We start from the raw sequence: 18,318 nt of genomic DNA, 5'->3' as shown, positions 1-18,318 counted from the left end.
ACCCATAGGGGGTTAGGGTTGCCTTGAAGCGGTTCCTGGCGTAACTTCCTCGTCGTAATACCTACCAGGGGTATATAGAAGGAGTGTTGACCATGAGCACCAGCACGTACAAGGTCACCGGGATGACGTGTAACGGTTGCGCGGGAAAGGTGAAGACTCAGATCAGCCAGGTCGCGGGAGTCAACGCCGTCGACGTGGACCTCAGCACGGGTCACGTCAAGGTGACGAGCGAGGGACACGTCGACGACGTCCTCGTTGTGGACGCGGTCGAAGAGGCGGGATACGAGGCAGTCCTCGTCTAGCCGCATGGAGGCCGGGTCCTCAGGCCGACGTGGACCCGGCCCCCCGCACATCGTTCCGGACGAACGCCGGGTGCCTGCCGCAGGCATCCGGCGTCCGCGGTCTCACCCGGCACCTCCCCCCCTGCGACGCGCGTGCGCGCATCAGCCCCCGGCGGCCCTCGTTCCCGGCTTCAGTTACCTGTCGGCGGCCACCCGACGACCTTCTACGACGATGCATAGTAGAATGTGGCGACCGTCCGAGTTCTAGCGAGGTCGCCCTATGGGTGGAAGCCATGTCCCGCTCCGTACAGCCGCGGCAGCGGTGATGATCTTGGCTGCCGCGGCCTGTGGCCAGTCACAGCCACCGGCGAGGGCGAGTGGCCAGGATCCGGGAATCGGCCACGTCCATGGCGTGGGAGTCGATCCAGCCGATGGTGCGATCTACATCGCGGGGCATTACGGGCTGTTCAGGGTGAAGGACGCGGAGAGCGCCGAGCGGGTCGCGGGGCGCGTCCAGGATCACATGGGTTTCACCGTTGTCGGGCCGAGGACGTTCCTGGCCAGCGGCCACCCCGGTGACACGTCCACCGCGGCCCCTCCGCACCTTGGCCTGATCCGCACGTCCGACGCCGGCCGGACATGGACGACCGTGTCGGAAGAGGGCACCGCTGACTTCCACGCGCTACAGCCGGCCGGCGATGCGCTCTACGCCTTCGACTCCCAGTCCGGCCGGTTGCGCCGCAGCGCCGACGGCGGCCAGAGCTGGACACCAGGCGCGGAGGAACCCATGATCGACCTCGCGGCGGACCTCACCACCGTCTACGCCACCACGCCAGATGGGCTGAAGGTCAGCCGGAACGGCGGCATGGACTTCGATCGGGTGGCGAACGCGCCGCTGCTCAGCCACGTCGAATCCCCTGCCGAGGACACGCTGACGGGCACGGGAGTGGACGGCCGGATCCACACCAGCCGTGACGGCGGCACGACCTGGCAGGCCGACGGCAAGCTCCCCGGCCCTGCCAGCGCCTTCACCGCCGTCGACGCGCAGCGGCTGCTGGCCGCCACCGATGACGGGACGGTGCTGGAATCAAGGGACGGCGGCCGGACCTTCTCCACGGTCTTCCGGCCCGCGAACGGCTGACGCGGGCCGTGCCGACGACCACAGGCGCACCACGGCCATCGCGGCGGCGAGCAGTCCCATGGCGGGCGTGCGTCGGCCTTGAGCGTTCTCAGCAGCTGGTTGCCGAGAACGGCGAAGACGGCGACGATGCCGGCCGCCACCAGGACGGAGACCCGCGCGGTACGGCGGCGCACCGCCGGATCCGCGGCGAGGACGGCCTCAGCGATTCCCCTGATCATCGCGAGCATCGCCCCGTCGGTGAAGATTCCTACGTGTGCCTCGACCTCGACGTCACGGAATCCGGCTTCGAGCAGCAGGTTGTGATAGCGGCGGGCGGCGCGCGGGTTGGCGGTCAGGTCGGCGCGCGCGTGCACGATGGTCCTGGTGAGCCCTGGGTCGTCGGAGTCGATGACGAAGGTGTCCCAGTCCTGGCCGATGAGGACGATGCGCCCGCCCGGGGCCAGGAAACGTCGACATGAAGTCAAGCGCGCCCATGACCATCGGAGATGTCGCCGTGCGGTTCGGACTGGCCACCTCATCGACTGCGCGCCGAACTGCGATCATGAGGACATCGCCGGTCTGCGCCGAATTCCAGACCGCGGTCGCCACGCGCATCGCCCCATAAAGCTCTGAACACACCACGAGGTGGCCGGAGACGCCATCGGCTCCGGCCACCTCGGGAATTCCTCTATTTGAAGCCGCGCAGCCTGAGGCTGTTGCTGACCACGAAGACGCTGGAGAACGCCATCGCGGCTCCGGCGATCATGGGGTTGAGCAGCCCCATCGCGGCCAGCGGCAGGGCGGCCACGTTGTAGGCGAAGGCCCAGAACAGGTTGCCCTTGATGGTGCGCAGCGTCCTGCGCGACAGCCGGATCGCGTCCGCGCCGACCCGGAGGTCGCCTCTCACCAGGGTGAGATCGGAGGCTTCGATCGCGGCGTCGGTGCCGGTGCCCATGGCGAGGCCGAGGTCGGCCTGGGCGAGCGCGGCCGCGTCGTTCACACCGTCGCCGACCATGGCCACCGTCCTGCCCTCGGACTGCAGCTTCCTGACGACGTCCACCTTGTCCTTGGGCAGCACCTCGGCGATCACCTCGTCGATGCCGACCTCGGCGGCCACGCTCCTGGCGACGGCCTCGTTGTCGCCGGTGAGCAGCACCGGGGTCAGGCCCAGCGCACGGAGCTGCCGGATGGCCTCGGCGGAAGTGGGCTTGACCACGTCGGCCACCACCAGGACCCCGCGAGCCTTGCCGTCCCAGCCGACCGCCACAGCCGTACGGCCGGCCGCCTGCGCCGCCGCCAAGGCACGTTCGAGATCGACGGGCAGGTGCTGGGACCATTCGGCCAGCAGCTTGGGCCTGCCGACGAGGACGGCGTGCCCGTCGACGATGCCCTGCACACCGAGCCCTTCGACGTTGGCGAAGTCCTCGGGCGTGGGCAGGGCGCCGACCTGCTCGGCCGCGCCCCGGGCGATGGCCTGCGCGATGGGGTGCTCGGAGGCGTGCTCCAGGGCTCCTGCCAGGCGCAGCACCTCGTCGGCGTCCTCGCCGTCGGCCACGTGCGTCTCGACCAGCGTCATCTTGCCCTCGGTGACGGTGCCGGTCTTGTCCAGCACCACGGTGTCCACCTTGCGAGTGGACTCCAACACCTCAGGCCCCTTGATCAGGATGCCCAGCTGGGCTCCCCTGCCGGTGCCGACCAACAGGGCGGTGGGGGTGGCCAGGCCGAGCGCGCACGGGCAGGCGATGATCAGTACGGCCACCGCCGCGGTGAAGGCCGCTCCCACGCCGCCGCCGGTTCCGAGCCAGAAGCCCAGGGTGCCGAGAGCCAACGCGATGACGATGGGGACGAAGATGCCGGAGATGCGGTCGGCCAGGCGCTGCACCTGGGCCTTGCCGGTCTGGGCGTCTTCCACGAGCTTGGCCATCTGGGCGAGCTGGGTGTCGGAGCCGATCCGCGTGGCGCGGACGACCAGGCGGCCGCCCGCGTTCACGGTGGCGCCGGTCACGGCGTCGCCAGGGCGTACCTCCACCGGGATCGACTCGCCGGTCAACATGGAGGCGTCGACGGCCGAGGCGCCCTCCTCCACCACTCCGTCAGTGGCGATCTTCTCGCCCGGCCGTACCACGAAACGGTCGCCTACGGCGAGCTGGTCGGTGGGGATGCGGACCTCGGTGCCACCGCGGAGCACCGCGACTTCCTTGGCGCCCAGCTCCAACAACGCTCGCAGGGCGGCTCCCGCCCGGCGCTTGGAGCGGGCCTCGAAGTAGCGTCCGGCCAGGATGAACGCGGTCACGCCCGCCGCGGCCTCGAGGTAGATGTTGCCCGAGCCGTCGGTCCTGGCGATCGTGAACTCGAACGGGTGCGTCATGCCGGGGGTGCCCGCCGTACCGAAGAACAGTGCCCACAGCGACCAACCCAGAGCGGCCAACGTGCCCAGCGAGACCAGCGTGTCCATGGTCGCCGCGCCGTGACGCAGGTTCGTCCACGCGGCCTTGTGGAACGGCCAGCCGGCATAGACCACGACCGGCGCGGCCAGCGTCAGCGACAGCCACTGCCAGTTGGTGAACTGCAGCGGCGGGATCATCGCCATCGCGATCACCGGTACGGCCAGCACCAAGGAGGTGATCAGCCGGTTGCGCAGCGGCCTGAGTTCGTCCTCGGGCTCCTGCGGCTCGCCCTCCGCCTGTGGCGGCTTGGGCAGCTCGGCGGTGTAGCCCGCCGACTCCACGGTGGCGATCAGCTCCTGCGGGTCCACTCCTTCAGGAAAGGTGACCTTCGCCTTCTCCGTCGCGTAGTTGACCGTCGCGGTCACGCCCTCGAGCTTGTTCAGCTTCCGCTCGATCCTGTTGGCGCAGGACGCGCAGGTCATGCCACCGATCGATAGTTCGACGGCACTTTGGGGCCTGTCGTCGGTGAGGGGGGACATCACCTCTCCTTTCTCAGCGTCCTGCGGATCAGTGCTTGTGGTCGCCGTGCCCGCTCGACTTCGCGGGGCTCGGCGTGGGCTTCGCGGCGGAGGTCGCCGCCTGTCCGGTGTCGAGTGTGAAGTCGGCGGTGCGGACCTTGCCTTCGTGCTGGAAGTCCAGGAAGAGGCGGTAGTCCCCTCTGCTGGGCACCTCGGCGTAGAAGACGATCTCCGGTCCGGGCTTGGTCCTGCCGTCGCCGGGCTCGCCGTCGGGGTGCACATGGAGGTAGGCCAGGTCGCTGCCGCGCAGAGCGACGAGGTGGCCATAGGCGCCGAGGTAGGGCTGCAGGTCGGTGATCGGCTTGCCGTCCTTGCTCACCGTGAGGGTGAGCTTGCTCGCCTGGCCGGGAACCAGGTCGCCGTCAAGGGTGACGGTGTAGCCGTCGACGTCTGCCGTACGGCTGGCGGCCGGAAGCGCCTTGGGCGTGTATTCGCCTGCCACGAGCAGGTCCGCGCCCAGCGTCAAGGCGCTGCCGCCCGTGGGGGCGAAGTCGGCGAAAGCACGGTACGCGCCCGCTTCGGGCAGCGTCAGCTTCACCGACCAGACGCCGTCACCGGCCTCTACCGGGTGCAGGTGCTGGAAGGTGCCAAGGTCCCTGGACACCACGATGAAGTGGAGCTTCTTGTCGTGCTGCACCTGGTAGTCGGTCACGGGGCCGCCGTTCGGACCCGTCACCGTGAACTGGAAGTCGGTCGGCTCGCCGGGCTTGATCGTGCTGGTGAGCGGGTTGAGCGTGAAACCGTTCTCGGACACTTGGAGCCCCCCAGGGGTATCTTCTGACGCCGCCTCACTGGGCTTGGCGTTCGTGGTGTGCGTTCCGCTGTCGTGTGCGCTTGTCGGCTGGCTGCTCGGGGTGTGGCTCTGGCTGTGGCTGTTCGCCTGGGGCGGCGCGCCGACCTCGCCGACCGCGTTCCCCACCCCCAGGGCGCCGCCGAAGACGACGGCGAGCCCCAGGACGTAAGCGCCGAGCTTGGCCGGAGTGTTCATGACCGATTCGCCACTTCGTATCCGGCCGCCTCGACGGCTGCGGAGATCTGGCCGGCCTCGACGGGGTTGTCACTCTGGACCGTCAGCAGCCCGGTGGCCAGGTCCACCTCGACGCCTGTCACTCCCGTGACCTCGCTGACCTCTTCCTTGACCGAGCTGACGCAGTGGCCGCAGGTCATGCCCGTGACGGTGTAGGTGGTGGTGGCCATATCCATAACTCCTTCAGGAACGGACGAGTCGTGCGATGGTCTCGGAGGCCTCTTTGATCGTGGCCTGCATCTCGGGGCCGCCCTTGACGGTGGCCTCGGCGACACAGTGGGGGCCAGGTGCCCTTCGAGTCGCGCTGATCACTCTAACACCATACCCCCCTATGGTATTTCCGCGTCAAACGCGTGCCGGGTCCGGCTGGTCCTGTACGGCACGCCCGGGCGTGCGCATGAACACCAGGGAGAGCACCGCGCCGGCCGCGGCCACGACGGCGGCCCCGACGAACGCCGCCTGGAATCCATCTGTGAGCCTGGTGAGGTTCCCCAGGTCAGCGGCTCCGCGCGAGGTGGCGACAGCGGTCATGACCGCCAGGCCCAGCGCCGAGCCCACGTTGTAGGTGGTGTTGACGATGCCCGAGGCCAGACCGGCGTCCTCGGGTCGCGCACCCGACATCGCCGACATCATCGCCGGGATGTAGGCCAGCGACATGCCCACTGCGGCGATCAGGCTCGCGGGGAGCACGTCAGCGACAAAGGACCCGTCAGGCCGGGCGAACGACAGTCCCACGACTCCCGCCGCCAGCACGAGCAGGCCGAGAACGATGAGCGGCTTGGCGCCGAAGCGGCCGAGCAGTCGCGCGGTGATGCCGATCATGAAGATCATGATGGCGACGGTCATCGGAAGCAGGGCCGCGCCGCTGGGGAAGGCGCCATAACCGAGCACCTGCTGCAGGTAGAGATTCAGGAAGTACCACATCGGGATCCAGGCGGCGCCCAGCAGCGTCATCGCCAGGTTGGAGGCGGCAAGGCCTGGGGTGCGCCAGATGGACAGCGGCATCAGCGGCGCCTTCACCGTCCGCTGGACGATGAGGAAGAGGGCGAGCAGCGCCGCGCCGCCGGCGGCGGCGATCCAGTTGAGGTCGACGATGGCGTAGACGACCAGGGCGATGCCGGCCGTAGCGGAGAGTCCACCGACGACGTCGACCGAGCCGCGCCTGCCCGGTGTGGCGGGTAGGAGCGAGGGGACGGCCAACAGGGCGGCCATGCCGATCGGGATGTAGACGATGAACACCCACGGCCAGCTCAGGTACTCGGTGATGACGCCACCGAGGAAGACGCCTGCCGTACCGCCCGCCGGAGCGGCCGCGCCATACAGGGACATGGCCCTGCCGAGTTCACGCGGGTCGTGGCTGAAAAGCATCATGAGCAGCGTCATGGCCGCCGGCGCGATGAGCGCGCCACCGACTCCCTGGATGCCACGGCCCAGAATCTCGAGCCAGGCGCTGTTCGCCGCCGCCGCGACGACCGAGCCGGCGATCAGGATCGCCCAACCCGTCGAGAAGATCTTGCGAGCTCCGAACAGATCGGACAGGCGTCCGCCAAGGAGCAGCAGACCGCCGAAGGCGACCACGTAGGCGTTGAACACCCACTGCAAGCCGCCCTGAGAGAAGCCGAGGTCCTGCTGCATGTCCGGCAGCGCGACCCCGATGATCGACGTATCCATGATCACCATGAACTGCGCTGCGGCGAGCACGACGAGTGCCCACCAGCGGCGTGGATTAGCTGACATGACGATTCCCATCCTTATACCCATAGGGGGTATCTCCGATTGACGGATGGAAACGTAACATACCCCCATAGGGTTTGCGAAGCCGGCCCACGGAATGCGCTCGACCAGCTCCAGGCGTGTACGCGGGATGTCACAGTCAGGACACGACGCTGCCGCGGTCATCGGCGGAAAGGGACGATCACGGCGAGGCCGGGACGGCGGACGAAGGAGCCTTATGACGGATCAAGCACCTGCGGGCGGAAGCCAGATGCGCATCGCGGTCATCACGGGACTTCTCACGCTGTTGGGTTCTGTCGTCGGCGGCGTAGGGACCTATGCCGCCACCAAGGCCGGCGCCTCGTCGGAGCTCGCGCGGTTACAGGTCCAGCTCAACGACGAGCGCGTGAAGGCCAGGCAGGCGAGCTACATCGACTTCCTCAAGGCGTGGTCTCAGCTTCAGCTGGCCAAGACTCGCCTGATCTTCGTCAAGGGTGACGACAGCGAAGCGAAGAAGGAGTACCGGAAGGCTGAATCCGTCTTCCTGAAGGCCCGGTCAGGCGTTGTCGCGCTCGGCAGCTGCCGGGTACGGCAGGAAGCCCATCGGCTGGCGCGGGCGGTCGAGGGATCGTTGGCAGGCATCGACAGGCCCGGCGATGCCGGTTTCCCGACCTTGCCGTTTCCAGACGAGGACAGCCAGTTGCTCGCCGCCATCCGGGCCGAGGTCGACGCGCCGGCAGGCGTGTCGACGCCCGCGCCCGTGGCTGAGCGGCCGTGTCCGGTATGGCCGAAGGGGCTGGAGCAGTGATCCCGGGCACGACTGGCGATCAGCCCCAGACCGCGCATGTCCCCCTGCCGTCATCGGCGGCGAATCGGCGCTCACGTTCCTCGTGCACGGCCTGGCGCTGTGGCTGAGGAGACTCACGGCACGAGCCGACAGGGTCTCCGGACCAGCTCACCAGGCCGGTACGGCCTGGCAGGCGCTGTCGCGAAGCTGGGCCACCGCACGGGCGATGAGGTCGCCGCGGCGTCGGTCCTGGCGGGCGTGGACGACGATGCGCCGCGAGACGGTGGGGCGAACCAGGGGCCTGGCGACGACTCCGTCAGGGAGCTCGGCGACGGCCAGGCGCGGCAGGACTGTGACGCCGATACCCGTCTCCACCAGTCGCAGCGCCGCCCGGTGATCGTCCAGGCGGGCGGCATGGCGCGGCGTGAATCCGGCGGCCTTGCAAGCGGTCAAGATGATCTGCCCGATCGGGCTGTCGTAGATGTCGTGGTCGATCCAGGGCTCACCTTCGAGGTCCAAGAAAGCGATCTCGCGGGCATCGGCGAGGGGGTGGGCACCGGGGAGCACGGCGACGAGTTCCTCGATGGTGAGTTCGTGACGCTGGTAGCCGTCAAGCTGTAGTTCGGCTCCGTTCGCGGGCTCAGTCCGGATGTCGAGGTCTGGCCGCCGGCGGCCGCGCCCGTCGACGGGCTCGTTGAGGCTGATCTCGACGGTGAGGTTCGGTTGGTGCCGGCGAACGGTCCGCACGACCTCTGGGATCCACCGCTCGGCCGCGGAAGCGAAGCAGGCGATCGCCAGATGCTGCGCCTGACCGCCCCGAAGGTCCGCGACGACGCGTTCAAGCCGCCCGAAGTCGGCGAGGAGCGACTGAGCTTGATCTGCCAGGTGCCGTGCGGCATCGGTGGGGCTGATACCGCGTCCTTGCTTCTCGAAGAGGACCAGCCCGGTCTCCTTCGCCAGCGTGGTCATGTGCTGGCTGATCGTCGCGGGAGAGTAGCTGAGGTTCCGCGCCGCCTTGTTGATCGACCCGGCCGCCAGGACGGCGCGCAGGATCGCGAGGCGTTGCGGATTGAGCATGGATCGATAGTAAGGCAATGCCGAATGATGCGTTGTATTTGTTTGCTTGTTACGAGTTTTGTCACCGATCGAAGATGGCATCGAGCGGAAGATTCGACGTCGGCTCGGACGCGATCAGAAAGGGTTGGCGATGGACACAACGTTTTGGGACGAGGCGGACCGCCTCCTGATCCGCTACGGAGCCGGCTTCACCCCGCGGGTCATCGAACGTGCCTCTGGTGTGTATGTCTTCGATCGCCAGGGCACGCCGATTCTCGACTTCACCTCAGGACAGATGAGTTCCATCCTCGGCCATGCACACCCCGATATCGTGGCAACGGTTTCGTCCGCCGTTGCGTCGCTGGACCACCTCTTCAGCGGCATGCTCAGCACCCCCGTGCTGGAGCTCGCCCAGAGGCTCACCGCGACCCTGCCTCCGACGCTCGGCAAGATGCTGCTGCTCACCACCGGGGCCGAGGCGAACGAGGCCGCGATCAAGATGGCCAAGCTCTCCACCGGCCGCTTTGAGATCGTCTCCTTCGACCGCTCCTGGCACGGCATGACCCAAGGGGCCGCCGCCGCGACCTTCTCCGCCGGGCGGCGCGGCTACGGTCCGCCGACACCGGGAAACCTCGCGCTGCCCGCGCCGAACGCCTATCGTTCGCCGTTCCGATCCTCCGACGGGTCACACGACTGGGAGGCTGAGCTCGCCTACGGCTTCGCCCTGGTCGACCGGCAATCCGCCGGAAGTCTCGCCGCCTGCCTCATCGAGCCCATCCTGTCCTCAGGCGGGATCATCGACCTGCCGCCCGGGTATCTGCGTCGACTCAAAGAGATGTGTGACGAACGCGGGATGCTGCTCATCCTGGACGAGGCGCAGACCGGTCTCGGCCGTACCGGAACGATGTACGCGTTCGAGCGCGACGGGGTCGCACCCGACATCCTGACCTTGTCGAAGACCTTGGGAGCCGGACTGCCGGTGGCGGCTGTCGTCACGACCGCCGAAATCGAGCAGGTCTGCCACGACCGGGGGTTCCTCTTCTACACCACCCACGTCTCCGACCCCTTGGCGGCCGCCGTGGCGCTGACGGTCCTTGACGTCATCGACCGCGAGCACCTCACAGAGCGTGCCGCGACGCTAGGCGATCAGCTCACCGACCGGCTGCTGGCGCTTCGCGACAACTACGAAGTCGTCGGTGACGTTCGAGGCCGTGGCCTGCTCCAAGGCGTCGAGCTCGTCAAGGACAAGAAGAGCAAGGCGCCCGCCGACGCGCTGGGCAACGCGATCACCTCGGCCTGTCTCGAACGAGGCCTGCACATGAACATCGTCCAGCTACCTGAGATGGGCGGCATCTTCCGCATCGCCCCACCTCTCACCATCAGAGACGACGAACTGCACACCGGCGTGGACATCCTCGAGGCCTCTCTCGAAGCCGTGCTCGACGCCGCCGCCAGGTGATGTGAATCCGTTGGACGCGCCTGGCTCGGTCCGATCGAGGAACACCACGACAGTGATCGCGAGATGTGACGGACTCGCCGGTCCCACCCGGCCCTCGCGACGAGCGGAAGATCAGCACGACTCCGCAAGGCTACGGCTTCCGGGCCGAGATGATCATGTGAGTGCCGAAGAACCTCTTCTTCCACGCTATGGAGGCGAAGCCGACCCGACGAAGGATCGCGACGACCTCCTTTGGAGTCATGAATCCGAGTGTGGATTCCTGCAGGTATGCGTATGACTCACGATCGCGGGCGACCAGCCGGCCGAGAAGGGGAATCACAACGCGAACGCCCAGAGCCACCGGGTAACGGAGCGGTCCTCGTGGCGGGCACGTCTCCAGAATGACGACCCGACCTCCGGGTTTGAGTACCCGGTACTGCTCTTCGAGCACGCGCTGGGCATCATCGACATTGCGAAGGAGATAACCATGCGTGACGGCGTCGAAGGACTCGTCACCGAAGGGCAGATCGTTCGCATCCGCGTGCTGCCACATGATGGCGGAGGCCCCCGGTTTGCTCGCCGCTTCCGCCAGCATCCGCTCCGAGAAATCGACGGCATGGATGGTTGAGTTCGGATACTTCTCCCGTGCGGCAAGAGCGATGACGCCGGTTCCGGTGGCGACATCGAGCATGTTTCCACCCGGAGGGACTTTCGTACTCACTGCGACCTCACGGCACCAGGCGGCATGTCGCCCCAGCGTCATGAGGCGATTCATCCGGTCGTAGTAGTCAGTGATCTTGTTGAACGTCCGCTGGACGTCCTGGCCCTTGGACGGCGGCGGATCATGAGACTCCTCAGTCATCCTTCCACCCTGCCGGGGACATCGCCGGCCCTCCTCCCCCGTACGGGGGATCACGCACCTCGCATGGGGGGAGATCACCGGGCAGGGTGGACGGCGATCGGGGCGGGGTCGACGACGCCCGCGCCGACTCTCAGGGGCTGTCCACCGGGACTACTCCGGCTGATCCGCGCCGTGCAGAGCGGTCCTGAGGACGTCGATGGCCTGGGCCATGGCGGCGCTGGTGGCCGCGGTGGCGCGGACGGGGTTGAGCATCATGAAGTCGTGCAGCGTGCCGTTGTAGCGCACGCCGAAGGTCTGGACCCCTGCCGCGATCAGCTTGCGGGCGTAGGCCTCGCCCTCGTCGCGCAGCACGTCGTTCTCGTCGACAATCCAGCGCCGGCTGGTGACGATCGTCATCGCCGGACCGCCCGCCGGCAGCAACGGCCGCACCTGCGCCTCATCGACGGCGTTGCATAAGAAACACGGCATGAACATCCAGGTCCTGGCTACCCCGGACGGCACGCCGCTGTGGACCTCCGGTTCCCTGCCGGGCTCGGTGCACGACCTGAAGGCGGCACGAATCTGGGGCATCGTGCGCCGACTGCAGGCCGCAGGTCTGATCGCCCTCGCGGACAAGGGCTACGTCGGCGCTGGTGAGGCCGTCCGGGTGCCGTACAAGGGGCGCAGCAAGCCGACCTCGCAGAAGACCGCGAACTCCTCGCACGCCAAGCTCCGCGGACCGGGTGAACGCGCGAATGCGCAGTTGAAGACGTGGCGCATCCTTCGCAAGTTACGCTGCTGCCCTCTTCTCGCAGGTCAGCTCGTCAAAGCCATCCTCATACTCCAACTCCGCGAAGCAGGATGAAAAGGGCTCACGGGCCCAGGCCAGCATGAGGTGCTTGAGCAGCATTGACTTGCCCGCGCCGGGTTCGCCCACGATAATTACCCGGCTCTTTCCCGCGACCACGTGCTCGATGTTCAACCGGCGCCCGCCAGACTCGTACTGGACTGGGATGTAGACCTCTTCGACGGTGATGGCCGCATCGTCCCGGCGGAAGCCCACGGTATGCGTGGCGTAGTTCCGCCGCACATCGCTGACGTACTTTCGAACGGCTCGTCGGCTCAGCGGGCCCTTGCTCGGCCGGTGCAGGAGACGGTCAAGAGTACGCTTGCCGATCTCCTCGACGAGTCCTCCGAAGAATTTGTCGATGAGCCAGCCAATGACTAGGAGAGAGGCCCCGCCCACGGTCACAAGAACAGCTAGATCCATGCATCCATCCTCTTGAAGGGGCTGGAGCGCCGCATAACTCTATGATGATGATCCTGCTGCAGAAGGGGAATTCCTTCCACTGGCAATAGCCGAGCTGTTGGTGCTCCTGGTAAGACGGCCGTGCGATGTGATCAGCTCGCCTGAGCAACTCACGGTTTGAGCCGCCGTCCCTTGTCCCCGTGGCTCTACTCGAAGGTGGACGCCGAAGATCGGGCGCTGAGGGGTACGAGATGTACCGCTTTGGCGATACGACATGACCAACGGTGAGGCTGCCGCCGTGGAGATGCTGCGGGGATTCTTCGCCGATCTGTTCGGCAAGCACCTCGTGGATGGAGGCTCCGACACATGAGGGACGATGCTCGCCTGGAACCATCACTACCCAAGATCTACCGGACATTACGTAGGGCTATTAGGCCTCGAGGAGCGGAAGCCCCGCAGCGGCATGACCGTCTGCTTTCCAGGCGGAGCGATCGTCCTCATTGGGCGGCGGACGCCGTGGTCAGAGGGTGGTGGGATGGCGGCCGAGGTGAGCCCGCGTGTGGGGACGTTGCTGTCAGCACTGCTGTCACCGCCCCGCCGGAGCCTGCCGAGGACGTTCCAGTCTGTAGGACCATGTCCCCATGTCAGTGACCGAGTTCGCCGGCGTGGCCGAGGACCAAGATCGTGGTGTCACCCCCAGGGCAGGGCTGTACGAGTTCTGGACCGCAGAAGACGCCCACGTCTACCTCCACGACACCGACTTCAGACGCCTGACCTATCAACCCGGCCGGCCGCCGGTGCTGGAGCTGGAGTTCGTCTACGACCCGCAGTGGACTCCACCCGAGCTGTCGGGGACGCCCGCCGTGGTCTTCCGGTTCGAGGATGTACGCCTCGTCGAGTGGTGTGAGGACCAGGAGGGGCATGACTGCGTGGCCACCCACCCGGATGCTCCTCACGGTCAGGTCAGCTGCTTCGACTGGGACGGCAGCGACCTGTTCGTGTTGGACACCTTCACGTTGCGTCTGGCCTTCCGTGCGCCGCGAGTAGTCGTGACGGTGCACGCGAAGTAGAACGGGGAGCCCAACACACCTTCCCGCTTGAATCTCAGACCACTTCATTACGAGTGAGAACGAGATCATCCACAGCCGTCCACGACTCTCCGATACCCCAGCTCGCGCGTCACCGTAAGGGGTGGTCCACCCACGAGCGTCCACGATCGTCCACGGCCGTTGTTAGCATCAGCGTTAGCAAGATCACGACGTCTGGGTCACGGGACGCTTCCGAGGCAGGGCCCGTTTGAGCTGCCAGATCTCCGATGCCTCGCGAGGTGTCGACCAAAATGTCCGCCCTGTAGACCATGATCAGCAACGTATGTGTCCCTGCGTTGTCCAAGGAGTTGCCATGGCTGCTACCGATGACGTCGGATGGTGGATCGTCGGCTATGACGAGTGGACAGGCCTCGACCTGATCCGCGACCGGCTCGCCGCGGGCGCTGATCCCAACTCCGGCGTACACATCTTTGAAAAGCCGCTGCATATGGCGGCTGAGCGGGGATCGCCTGAAGTGGTCGCCGAGTTGGCCATACGCGTCGACGATGTCGACGCCGAACATCGAGGCCGCACCGCGCTCTGGATGGCTGTCTTCGAAGGCCATTCGGACAAAGCCCGAGCCCTCGTCGCCGCTGGAGCGGACCCGTGGCGCCTCATGATGGGCGGCTGGTCCCCCGGCCGTCTCAGCTTGGCCGGCCCTACTCCCAACCTCTTCCCCATCCCCTCACCGGAGATCGGTCTCTCCGAGGCTGAGGCCGCCGCCGCGGCGGAAGCCAAACGTCTGATCCCCGCGCTGGGAGACTTCTATTACGACGGCCTGAGCCTGGCTTGCGTGGCCAGTGTCAGCGCAGCCGAGGCGACAGGGCATCTGGAAGCCACACCGGCTGACGACGTGGACATCGACGCCCTGTACGAGGCCTGGTATAACGTCCCGGACGCCGACCGGATCGTCGGTATCACCGATGTGCCCGGCGGCTGCGTCATCACCCAACCCTGGGGATACACCCCCGACACTCCCGGTCTCGGCAAGCGCGTTTCGCCGGGCACGGTCTGCTACAGCATGTACTCCAATCCCAAGGGCGGCGTCAGCGGACACGTCGCCCGAGACGGTACGGTCTTAGCTTGGGAGACGCATACCGCCTACATGACTCCCCCTGATGCCCCTGCTGAGAGGATCCTCGCCGCCTACCTCTACCGCAACCACCCTCCAGCGTTTTGCTGCGCCGGTGCAGACCTGCGCGTGGCCGACGCCCAGCCGATCACCGGCCCACCTGGCGCCTGGCTACGACTGCCCGAGCGGGACCACTGGGCCTGATGTATGAAGTAGATGCGAGGCAAGACCCGAATCCAACAAATCGGGCCGTTGTCCACATGTGAAGCAGATCATTTTCGAACCGGTGACACCCTTCGATGCGAACCCCGGTGAGGCGTACTGCTCCTGATCACCGGATACCATCCGGTGCCGTCAAGTGCTGTGGGGATGACGCCCGATGAGGTCGGCTGCGTTCCCGTGCCAACGAGTCCGCTGACTTTCGCTGACTCCCTCGACCTTCCAACCTGCCGGCGAGCCCTCACACCTCAGCAACCGCACACACGAGCAATGCGTGGATACTGACGGCTATGGTCATCGTCGACGCCGTCCTGGAGACCTACGACGCGGACGGCTTTACGGCCTGGCCGATCGCGCAACCGTCGAACGACCGCCTTCTCGCCCTCTCCGGCCTGCTGTCTCCCGCCGAGGTAGGGACGGCCATGGCCGTCATCTTCAGCTACAACGGCATCCCTGTCACCCACGCCGCCAACCTGACCGACGCGCATCTGGAACAGCATCTCGCCAAAGCGGAAGGCCTGATCGCTCCCGGCGGGCTGCGCTTCCGCGACACCACCACGGGCGTCAGCATCGCGCCCGGTTGCTGCTTCGGCTTGGAGAACTGGCGGGACTGGTGGGACGTGACTCGGGGGCAAGAACCCTGGCTCGGCCACGGCCCCACGCCGCACATCACACATCTGGGTCATGTCATCCAACTCCGGCAGCACGATGGGGACTCATCCATCGAGATCTCCCGCGGCGAGCTCGCCAGCCTGCTCACCACCGCCCGACAGCACCTCGCTGGTTTCCTCAACCTCGCACGGCAATGGGCGACGGCCACCACCCCAGCGCTGGCCGACAGGCTCATCTCAGCTCTCGACCAATACTTTCTGATCACTATGACGGAGTAAGCGAACGCCAAGGCCATGACCCCTTCGATGCAAAGCCATTTGAACGTGACCCCGATCCGGCACACAAGGCCAGATGACCTGCACGAACAGTCAGCCAAGGTCCATAAACGTCCGCACGTGTACGCCTCGATTGTCACCCAGTTCGTCACTCACGTCTCTACGGTTCCGCGGCCTGAGAGGCTTGTGAGCGTCGGCTCGCGTGCCCTGCACCCGCCGCCTCCCGGCACACTCGACCAGCCCGCTCATCCGGTGGCAAGGACTGACGAAGTCGGTCCGCGGCAGCCGATCGCCCCCGCCACCTACGGCGATTACCGAAGCAAGCGATCGCCACGGCATCAGCCTGCCTCTCAGCCTGGAAAGGGTGGGATGCGCAGGCGTAGACGATGACGTCTCGACCCCGATCCGTTTTTGACAGGTCCACCGCATATTCTGCCGCCATGCTGCCTGACTTCCACTACCATCCGGATCCGCTCAGCACAGGGTCGGTGAAAGCTTCCGATGCAGCGTGCGGGTGTTGTGATCAGCGGCGAGGTTATGTGTACACCGGGCCGGTCTACTGCATGGAGACGCTGGCGAGCGAACCGTGTCCCTGGTGCATCGCGGATGGGAGCCTGGCGGCTCGCTACGATGCCGAACTTGTAGATGTCTACGACGCTCCCGGCAACGTGCCGGAAGGCACGCTTGAGACCATCAGTCGGAGAACCCCTGGCTTCTCCGGATGGCAGCAGGAACGCTGGTTGTTCCACTGCGGTGACGGCGCTGTATTCCTCGGGCCGGTCGGGGCGTCGGAGTTGGCGGCTTTCCCGGACGCGCGGGAAATGCTTCGCTTTGAGAACTCCACCGGCGGATCGTCGCCCGAGCAGGTGGAAGAGTTTCTGGCGGCCCTGGACAAGGACGGAAATCCCACAGCCTATCTGTTCAGATGCCGCATGTGCGGATCTCGCTTGGCGTACGCCGACTTTACGTAGGTCGTTTTACGTAGGTCGTTCGACACCTCACCGTTCCCGGCCGTCATTTCACTTTGTGCAAGAAGAGCGCAGCAAGCCGGGGAGCGCGGCGTTGAATCTCCTCCCGGTTCGAAAGGTCCCACGCTTCACCGACCGGGTCGCCTTCGGAGACACTCCGCAGGACATCGGGCCGCCGAGCGTCGATGGCGTCATCGAAGGTCATGCCGGTCTTATGCTCGTAGGCATTGGGCGCGACATAGAGCAGCGATTCCAACCAGGGCCACTCGCTGCCTTCATCCCAGTCGCTCATCGGTTTGGCCGCCATCACCTGGATGGGGCGATGCTCTGCTAGTGAATCCGGGGAGGCGAGGGCGCTTCCGTAGACCGCCTTTCCTTGCGCTACCAGCCACAACCTGAAGTAGAGGAACGGGTCGTCGCCGCAGTAGCCCTCATAGATGAGCGCGGCCGCGCCCCACAGATCGCACCGATAGGCGGACGAGCACAGGTCGGAAAGGTGCTCGTAGAAGTCCAGGATCTCCTCTGCGGAGACCGCGATCATCATCTCGGTCAATCGGTCGGCGAATGCCTCCGATGACTCCGATTCCATCTGGGCTGTTTCGATCAAGTGCCAGAACTCGTATTGATTCACGCCGCGAGACTAGCTATGTCGTGGCTGAGGTAGCCACCTCGTACGTCACCTACCACCGCGAAGCGGAGCGGCTGACAACCCCGTACCAAGGCTTGCGTCCGTTGAGGCGGCGGGGTGGCCGGGCGGGACCGGCCCGGAGAGGCCGCACGCCCGCCCGGACCGCCCGGCCGCCCGCCGCCCATCGGGCGGCGGCTTGAAACCGTGGAGAAAGTTCTCATCCATGGTGGGTGTCCTGTCCCGGGACATGCTTGACGCGTCAGTCCCAGAACATGTTTGACGGGTGCCGTTGTCGGCCGATCTTTCGTGCGTCGTCTGCGGGCGTCGCGCGTCAGGAGGCCGGGATTGGCCCTGGTGGATATGTCCGTTGTCGAGCAGCGGTATCGGGCGGTTCTGGCTGTGCTGGCCGGTGGGTCGGTGACTCAGGTCGCCGGCGAGGTCGGGGTGGCCCGGCAGACATTGTCGCGGTGGGAGTCTCGGTATCGGGTCGCAGGGCTGGCCGGTTGGTGGATCGCTCGCGGCGCCCTTTGTCGTCTCCGTCGCAGATGAGCGCGGAGGTGGAGACGCTTGTGTGTGAGTTGCGTCGGTACGGCGCTGAGGTGGCGTGCTGCTCCACGGCCATCAGATCGCGGCCAAGATCGGTACGCGGCTGGTACGTGATCATGGGCACATGCTTGCCATCTACCGCGTCCGGCGGCATACCCCAGAAACGCAAAAGACCTGCATTTCTGCAGGTCAGTGCGTGTATCACTAGCTAGATCGAGTGTGCCCCCTGCAGGATTCGAACCTAATGACTTCCAAGCCCTCTCGGTGAACACCAGAAGCGGCTGGTTCACTCTGCTGACGTCTCGACTCGAACTGGAGCACTGACTCCTCATCGCAGGCCGTGCGCAGCAGGGCGAGCTGGTGCCGAGGGGGAGCAATCGTCAAGACCTGTGGATCAAGGATTTCTAGGCGGCGATGGGTGGGGTGTCCTCCT

General features: G+C 66.3%; 18 protein-coding genes and 2 pseudogenes. 11 read left to right on the top strand and 9 right to left on the bottom strand.

Going from position 1 to position 18,318, the window contains the following annotated elements; all coding sequences use genetic code 11:
• Positions 1 to 92 precede the first annotated feature (92 nt).
• The 3 genes from ACFSKW_RS32770 (at position 93) to ACFSKW_RS32760 (ending at position 1,880) form a co-directional block, all read left to right on the top strand.
• Positions 93 to 302, top strand: a complete 210-nt coding sequence (locus ACFSKW_RS32770; protein ID WP_379576368.1) for a heavy-metal-associated domain-containing protein — start codon at positions 93 to 95, stop codon at positions 300 to 302.
• A gap of 259 nt (positions 303 to 561) precedes the next feature.
• Positions 562 to 1,422: a F510_1955 family glycosylhydrolase gene (locus ACFSKW_RS32765; protein ID WP_379576366.1), complete on the top strand. Its 861-nt coding sequence runs from the start codon at positions 562 to 564 to the stop codon at positions 1,420 to 1,422.
• 8 nt (positions 1,423 to 1,430) lie between these two features.
• Positions 1,431 to 1,880 carry a hypothetical protein gene (locus ACFSKW_RS32760; protein WP_379576364.1) on the top strand — a complete coding sequence of 150 codons (450 nt, stop codon included), beginning with the start codon at positions 1,431 to 1,433 and terminating at the stop codon, positions 1,878 to 1,880.
• A gap of 209 nt (positions 1,881 to 2,089) precedes the next feature.
• Here the strand turns inward: ACFSKW_RS32760 and ACFSKW_RS32755 are convergent, their stop codons facing one another.
• The 4 genes from ACFSKW_RS32755 to ACFSKW_RS32740 form a co-directional block, all read right to left on the bottom strand.
• Positions 2,090 to 4,327 carry a heavy metal translocating P-type ATPase gene (locus ACFSKW_RS32755; RefSeq protein WP_379576362.1) on the bottom strand — a complete coding sequence of 746 codons (2,238 nt, stop codon included), beginning with the start codon at positions 4,325 to 4,327 and terminating at the stop codon, positions 2,090 to 2,092.
• A gap of 28 nt (positions 4,328 to 4,355) precedes the next feature.
• Positions 4,356 to 5,354: a hypothetical protein gene (locus ACFSKW_RS32750; RefSeq protein ID WP_379576360.1), complete on the bottom strand. Its 999-nt coding sequence runs from the start codon at positions 5,352 to 5,354 to the stop codon at positions 4,356 to 4,358.
• Positions 5,351 to 5,563: a heavy-metal-associated domain-containing protein gene (locus ACFSKW_RS32745; RefSeq protein WP_379576358.1), complete on the bottom strand. Its 213-nt coding sequence runs from the start codon at positions 5,561 to 5,563 to the stop codon at positions 5,351 to 5,353. The genes ACFSKW_RS32750 and ACFSKW_RS32745 overlap by 4 nt, the downstream gene beginning before the upstream one ends.
• 175 nt (positions 5,564 to 5,738) lie before the next feature.
• The gene (locus tag ACFSKW_RS32740) at positions 5,739 to 7,130 is read right to left on the bottom strand and encodes an MFS transporter (RefSeq protein ID WP_379576356.1); all 1,392 of its coding nucleotides are present in this window, start codon (positions 7,128 to 7,130) and stop codon (positions 5,739 to 5,741) included.
• A 247-nt stretch (positions 7,131 to 7,377) separates the two neighbouring features.
• Here ACFSKW_RS32740 and ACFSKW_RS32735 point away from each other — a divergent pair, with 247 nt between their 5' ends.
• On the top strand, positions 7,378 to 7,914 hold the full coding sequence (locus ACFSKW_RS32735; RefSeq protein WP_379576354.1) for a hypothetical protein: 537 nt from the start codon (positions 7,378 to 7,380) through the stop codon (positions 7,912 to 7,914).
• Positions 7,915 to 8,061: 147 nt separating this feature from the next.
• Here ACFSKW_RS32735 and ACFSKW_RS32730 read toward each other — a convergent pair whose 3' ends face one another.
• Positions 8,062 to 9,051: a LysR family transcriptional regulator gene (locus tag ACFSKW_RS32730; protein WP_379576353.1), complete on the bottom strand. Its 990-nt coding sequence runs from the start codon at positions 9,049 to 9,051 to the stop codon at positions 8,062 to 8,064.
• Between ACFSKW_RS32730 and ACFSKW_RS32725 the strand changes: the two genes are divergently transcribed.
• Positions 9,029 to 10,408, top strand: a complete 1,380-nt coding sequence (locus ACFSKW_RS32725; RefSeq protein ID WP_379576351.1) for an aspartate aminotransferase family protein — start codon at positions 9,029 to 9,031, stop codon at positions 10,406 to 10,408. The two genes, ACFSKW_RS32730 and ACFSKW_RS32725, sit on opposite strands and share 23 nt — an antisense overlap.
• Positions 10,409 to 10,538: 130 nt before the next feature.
• Here the strand turns inward: ACFSKW_RS32725 and ACFSKW_RS32720 are convergent, their stop codons facing one another.
• Together ACFSKW_RS32720 and ACFSKW_RS32715 are read right to left on the bottom strand one after the other, a co-directional pair.
• Entirely contained in the window at positions 10,539 to 11,249 is a 711-nt protein-coding gene (locus tag ACFSKW_RS32720) for a ubiquinone/menaquinone biosynthesis methyltransferase (RefSeq protein WP_379576350.1), read from the bottom strand.
• A gap of 150 nt (positions 11,250 to 11,399) precedes the next feature.
• Positions 11,400 to 11,645, bottom strand: coding sequence for an alpha/beta hydrolase fold domain-containing protein (locus tag ACFSKW_RS32715; protein WP_379576348.1), 246 nt, complete (start codon positions 11,643 to 11,645; stop codon positions 11,400 to 11,402).
• 55 nt (positions 11,646 to 11,700) lie between these two features.
• On the opposite strand from ACFSKW_RS32715, the pseudogene ACFSKW_RS32710 reads away from it, so the two are divergent.
• Positions 11,701 to 12,093, top strand: a pseudogene (locus ACFSKW_RS32710) (transposase family protein); the annotation flags it as partial.
• Here the strand turns inward: ACFSKW_RS32710 and ACFSKW_RS32705 are convergent.
• Entirely contained in the window at positions 12,019 to 12,498 is a 480-nt protein-coding gene (locus tag ACFSKW_RS32705) for an NACHT domain-containing protein (protein WP_379576347.1), read from the bottom strand. The pseudogene ACFSKW_RS32710 and the gene ACFSKW_RS32705 sit on opposite strands and share 75 nt — an antisense overlap.
• A 620-nt stretch (positions 12,499 to 13,118) precedes the next feature.
• Between ACFSKW_RS32705 and ACFSKW_RS32700 the strand changes: the two genes are divergently transcribed.
• The 4 genes from ACFSKW_RS32700 to ACFSKW_RS32685 all read left to right on the top strand — a co-directional run bounded on the left by ACFSKW_RS32700 (position 13,119) and on the right by ACFSKW_RS32685 (position 16,714).
• Complete coding sequence (locus ACFSKW_RS32700) at positions 13,119 to 13,547, top strand: hypothetical protein (RefSeq protein ID WP_379576345.1); 429 nt, start codon at positions 13,119 to 13,121, stop codon at positions 13,545 to 13,547.
• A 331-nt stretch (positions 13,548 to 13,878) separates the two neighbouring features.
• Entirely contained in the window at positions 13,879 to 14,841 is a 963-nt protein-coding gene (locus tag ACFSKW_RS32695) for an ankyrin repeat domain-containing protein (RefSeq protein WP_379576344.1), read from the top strand.
• 305 nt (positions 14,842 to 15,146) lie between these two features.
• Entirely contained in the window at positions 15,147 to 15,746 is a 600-nt protein-coding gene (locus ACFSKW_RS32690) for a hypothetical protein (RefSeq protein WP_379576342.1), read from the top strand.
• A 437-nt stretch (positions 15,747 to 16,183) separates the two neighbouring features.
• Complete coding sequence (locus tag ACFSKW_RS32685) at positions 16,184 to 16,714, top strand: CbrC family protein (RefSeq protein ID WP_379576340.1); 531 nt, start codon at positions 16,184 to 16,186, stop codon at positions 16,712 to 16,714.
• 43 nt (positions 16,715 to 16,757) lie between these two features.
• Here the strand turns inward: ACFSKW_RS32685 and ACFSKW_RS32680 are convergent, their stop codons facing one another.
• Positions 16,758 to 17,342: a DUF4240 domain-containing protein gene (locus ACFSKW_RS32680; protein ID WP_379576338.1), complete on the bottom strand. Its 585-nt coding sequence runs from the start codon at positions 17,340 to 17,342 to the stop codon at positions 16,758 to 16,760.
• A 357-nt stretch (positions 17,343 to 17,699) separates the two neighbouring features.
• On the opposite strand from ACFSKW_RS32680, the pseudogene ACFSKW_RS32675 reads away from it, so the two are divergent.
• Positions 17,700 to 17,926: pseudogene (locus ACFSKW_RS32675) on the top strand (helix-turn-helix domain-containing protein); the annotation flags it as partial.
• Positions 17,927 to 18,318 lie beyond the last annotated feature (392 nt).

It is taken from the genome of Nonomuraea mangrovi, assembly GCF_042681425.1.
Classification (GTDB): Bacteria; Actinomycetota; Actinomycetes; order Streptosporangiales; family Streptosporangiaceae; genus Nonomuraea; species Nonomuraea mangrovi.
The sequence above is the reverse complement of the archived record's forward strand: the minus strand, read 5'-3'. Positions and strand labels throughout refer to the sequence as shown.

Coding starts and splice junctions, on each gene's coding strand:
- ACFSKW_RS32770 (WP_379576368.1), top strand. CDS start 93: ATGAGCACCAGCACGTACAAGGTCACCGGGATGACGTGTAACGGTTGC.
- ACFSKW_RS32685 (WP_379576340.1), top strand. CDS start 16,184: ATGCTGCCTGACTTCCACTACCATCCGGATCCGCTCAGCACAGGGTCG.
- ACFSKW_RS32690 (WP_379576342.1), top strand. CDS start 15,147: ATGGTCATCGTCGACGCCGTCCTGGAGACCTACGACGCGGACGGCTTT.
- ACFSKW_RS32735 (WP_379576354.1), top strand. CDS start 7,378: ATGCGCATCGCGGTCATCACGGGACTTCTCACGCTGTTGGGTTCTGTC.
- ACFSKW_RS32720 (WP_379576350.1), bottom strand. CDS start 11,249: ATGACTGAGGAGTCTCATGATCCGCCGCCGTCCAAGGGCCAGGACGTC.
- ACFSKW_RS32740 (WP_379576356.1), bottom strand. CDS start 7,130: ATGTCAGCTAATCCACGCCGCTGGTGGGCACTCGTCGTGCTCGCCGCA.
- ACFSKW_RS32750 (WP_379576360.1), bottom strand. CDS start 5,354: ATGAACACTCCGGCCAAGCTCGGCGCTTACGTCCTGGGGCTCGCCGTC.
- ACFSKW_RS32745 (WP_379576358.1), bottom strand. CDS start 5,563: ATGGCCACCACCACCTACACCGTCACGGGCATGACCTGCGGCCACTGC.
- ACFSKW_RS32715 (WP_379576348.1), bottom strand. CDS start 11,645: ATGACGATCGTCACCAGCCGGCGCTGGATTGTCGACGAGAACGACGTG.
- ACFSKW_RS32700 (WP_379576345.1), top strand. CDS start 13,119: ATGTCAGTGACCGAGTTCGCCGGCGTGGCCGAGGACCAAGATCGTGGT.
- ACFSKW_RS32755 (WP_379576362.1), bottom strand. CDS start 4,327: ATGTCCCCCCTCACCGACGACAGGCCCCAAAGTGCCGTCGAACTATCG.
- ACFSKW_RS32695 (WP_379576344.1), top strand. CDS start 13,879: ATGGCTGCTACCGATGACGTCGGATGGTGGATCGTCGGCTATGACGAG.
- ACFSKW_RS32730 (WP_379576353.1), bottom strand. CDS start 9,051: ATGCCATCTTCGATCGGTGACAAAACTCGTAACAAGCAAACAAATACA.
- ACFSKW_RS32705 (WP_379576347.1), bottom strand. CDS start 12,498: ATGGATCTAGCTGTTCTTGTGACCGTGGGCGGGGCCTCTCTCCTAGTC.
- ACFSKW_RS32765 (WP_379576366.1), top strand. CDS start 562: ATGGGTGGAAGCCATGTCCCGCTCCGTACAGCCGCGGCAGCGGTGATG.